The following is a 3,850-nucleotide window of genomic DNA, read 5'->3' on the forward strand; positions in this document are numbered from 1 at the left end:
GGCGCATCTACACGCCCCGCCCACCCCAGGCCCACGCCACGCCGGGCTCGTTCGGTGTCAGCTTGTCGGGCGCCGGGGCGGGCGGAGTTCTTGAGGTTCTTGCCAGCAGTTGGGGGGGAGAGAAATGTCTTGCGGTGCCCGCCCCATGCCGGCCGCGCGGGCGGCCTTGTGGGGCTTACGCGGTGTCTTGCGTCGGGATGATGACGCTTCGCGTGTGGACGCGGGCGTTGCGAATTTTGTTCGAACTTGTGCTTGGTTCGGCGCTTGTGTAGCGGCCCACTCTGCCAAGCCCGCAGCAACAAAAAAGCCTATGGATTGTGCCGATGGGCCTTTGCGTGCTTGTCTTCAGGGCTTATCCGATATCTGTCTGAAATCCTTGTCAATCGTTATCCAGCCATCGCCTTTACTGCACGAGACGCGCTTGAACCTGAACGCCTTGTCGTAGCTCCAATCCTCGCTTAACGCGCACGAGTCTCCGGGCTGAAGAACAAAGACGACCGGAGCAACATCATCGTCGGCGGCATACACTTTTACGGGCGCAATAACTTCCCATCGCCCCTTTGGTGAGTCTGAACAGCCACTTAGGACTGCGGATGTCGCCAAAATGATTGGAAGAAGTCTCATCGTGTTTTGGGGTAGATATTGGGCTTCAGGACGCGGGAGAAAAGGGTCGAATCTCACGAAAATCCAGACTCTCGTCGATCAGCTCGGTCCTAAAGATTGGCTTCGTGCCAGGCAAGAAAGCGCCACCTGAGTCCTGGGCCCACACGCCGGGGTCAGCCACAAGAGCTTCAGGACCCGTGCAAGCGACGCGAACTGAACTGACTACCTGTTGCTCGTCAACGCGCCGTGGGTCCAATACCAAGGCCAACGCTCACATACCGCCGTGGGCCCTGCGCTCACCCAGCTGAGCTTTGCGATCCGCGCGACCGGTTTAGGACTGACATTCGAACGCAGATCATTCATTGCCACCCGTGCTAACAAATCGGACCAGTCTCCATTGGAAAGCGGTCTGTTCGGTAGGTTCTGACACCCATGAACCGCCGCCGCGAGTTGAAGTCTGTCTCACTCGGGTGTTAGACACCGGTGGCCAGCGAAAACCTCTCCCGCCAACGCCACCCACGCGCGCAGCGTCATAGCTACGCCCTAGACGGCCATATGCCAAAGAAGGCCGCCCGGGCGGCCGGTTTTGGCGTCCCGGCGAGATTTTTCTCTCTTCTATCAACGGGCAGAAAAATGCCAAGCACGCAGTACGCCCCCGCCGCCGCCGTGTCAGGCGGCTCAAGAACCCCCACCGCCACTGAACAAGCCAAATGGCCGCTACGTCCCAACAACCACATCCGCCGTCCCCGCCGCCACGGTCAACACCGTCTGGGACCCGACAACCGGCGCCGCCGGCGCTTGCGTGCCGTCCAGCGGCTTGAGCTTGTTGAACACGCAACGCAGCTCGGTCTCGGTCAACGTCACCACCGCAAAACCCTGCGCGTCCGTGTCGATATGGCGCATCCAGTCGCCATTGAATTGCATCAGCGTCTTATTGAACGCGTTCTGGATCTTGCCCGCCGCTTCCCCGTAGATCAGCGGCTTCGCCGCCGCGAAGCTGGAATCCGTGTCGACCACATTCTTGAAATAGCTGAAGAACGAATTGCTGGAGATGCCGGCCGTCACCAGGTCCACCATCACGGGCTTCGGGGTCACTGCGTCGTAATCGTCCATCACCGGGCCAGCGAAGAACGCATGGATGTCGCCCGTCAGCGCCACCAGATTGCGCACGCCCGTGTCGCGCACAAAGGCCATCAGGTTCTTGCGCTCGGCGTTGTAGCCGTCCCACTGGTCCGCGTTAAGCAGGTAGTCGTCCAGCAGCAGCGACGGCGGCAACTGGGCGTCCAGCAGCGGCTTGATCTGCGCCGCAAAGGCCGCGGGCGGGATGCCCGCCTGCGCGTCCAGCAACGCCGACAGCGCCGGATATGCCGTGACCGGCTTGCCGCTGGAGTGATCGGCGCCCGTCAGGTCCTGCGCAACTGCGTCCGCCATGTACGCGACCAGCGGAGCCAACGCGGACTGCGCCGTGGCCAGGCCTTGCGCAAGCAGACCGGCCACCGCCAGCGTCCCATTGAACTGCATGCGCAGCAGCGAAACCTCGTTGCCCCACAGATTCCATGACGTGGTGCTGGCGCCCAACTGAGCCTTCCACCAGTCGCGCTGCGTGTCGCCCAGGATCGAAACTGGCGTCAACTGGCCACCCGCGTTGGTCATCTTCGTATTCTCGACCTGCGACAACAAGCGCTTGGGCACGAAGTACCGGCTGCCGATTTCGCTGCCTACCTGTTGCTCCGGGATCACGTGGTCGGCCCGATACAGGCGTTCGTCCGTCATCAGCAGCGTGGCCAGGTTGCCAAAGCGGAAAGACCGGTAGATCTGGATGTTCTGGAACGAAGGATTCGCCAGATCCAGCGACACATCGGCCGGCATGAACTCGAACCATGCCTGGCTGGCGCCGCGGCGGCGCGACGTGAGCGGCGCTTCGTCGTCGGCGACGCCATACGTCTGATGATCCTGCCAGCAGTCGTCCGAGAACTCGTGGTCATCCCAGATGGCGATGACGGGAAAGCGCGCGTGCAGGGCTTGCAGGCGAGGGTCCGAACGGTAGCTGCGGTAAAGACTGCGATAGTCGGCAAGCGTCGTCGCATAGACAGCGCCATCAGCCCGCGCCGTTCCGTCCGGCAGCGACAGCGGCGCGTGCGCGCTTTCCACGTTGCCGGTCTGAAACCCCGCCTTCACGGTTTCGTAGATGTAGTCGCCCAGATGCACCACGAAATCCAGGTCTTGCGCAGCCAAGTCGTCGAAGGCCGCCCAGTGGTTCACGCTCCAATCCTGGCAGGAAATGAACGCGAACTTCAGCTGCGACACCGAGGCATTCTCTGCGGGCGCCGTACGCGTACGACCGATGGGGCTGGTACTGCTACCCGCCACGAAACGGTAGTAATAGTTGCTTGCCGGATCAAGCCCCGTGACTTTGTGGCGCACGGTGTGATCCCAATCGGGCTCGGCGGTGATCGAGGCGTCGACCAGGAGTTGCGCGAAGGATTCGTCGCGAGCCAGCTGCACGCGCACCGGAACCGCCGCGCCATCGTCCCCCACCACGCGCGTCCACAGAATGATGCTGTCGGACCGCGGGTCGCCGGATGCGACGCCTTGCGGATACTGGTAGCGTGCGGGTGCGCCGCCTCCGCCCTCGTTGCCGCCGTCGTCGCCGCCATTGGCGTCATCATCATCGTTGCTGCCATTACAGCCGGCCAAGCCGGCGGTAGCGGCGGAGACGGTCAGGAAACTGCCCCACTTAAGGAATTTTCTGCGGTCCATGGTGAGCACTACGCCCTGTCAGGCGATGCCGGCTTGCGGCACCGGATTGTGAGGATCGGGCGTGGCGACGGTTTGCGCTTCACCAGCCCGCGGCGGGCGTATTACCCCATCCGGGCGTTACGTGGGAGTGACAGCGGGCGTGTGCGGCGGAGGTCAACGACCGCTACACGCAGTTCAATGCGGATCCGACCGCCCTCGTTCTGTGCGGCGATTCGACAGACCTCACCCGCCAACGCCACCCACGCGCGCAGCGTCATAGACACGCCCAAGACGCCCATATGCCAAAGAAGGCCGCCCGCGCGGCCGGTTTTGGCGTCCCTGCAAGATCTTTCTCTCCCACCACGACGGCCAGAAAAACGCCAAGCACGCAGGACGTCCCAACTGACGGCAAGTTTCAAACGATGGAGCCTGGCGCGGCGGCGGCTGGGGAGCGCGGGGCGTGTAGATGCGCCCGACGGAATCCGAAGGCAGCCGCCGGAGGCGGCAA

Annotated in this window: 1 protein-coding gene; it reads right to left on the minus strand. The window is 62.9% G+C overall.

What is annotated here, in order from left to right; genetic code table 11:
- Nucleotides 1–1,320: 1,320 nt before the first annotated feature.
- A complete protein-coding gene (locus RT614_RS29035; RefSeq protein WP_313626053.1) occupies nt 1,321–3,363 on the minus strand; it encodes an alkaline phosphatase D family protein in 2,043 nt (680 codons plus the stop codon).
- Between the last annotated feature and the right edge of the window lie 487 nt (nt 3,364–3,850).

This window comes from Achromobacter sp., from assembly GCF_032102605.1.
Lineage (GTDB): Bacteria > Pseudomonadota > Gammaproteobacteria > Burkholderiales > Burkholderiaceae_B > Achromobacter.

Coding starts and splice junctions, on each gene's coding strand:
- RT614_RS29035 (WP_313626053.1), bottom strand. CDS start 3,363: ATGGACCGCAGAAAATTCCTTAAGTGGGGCAGTTTCCTGACCGTCTCC.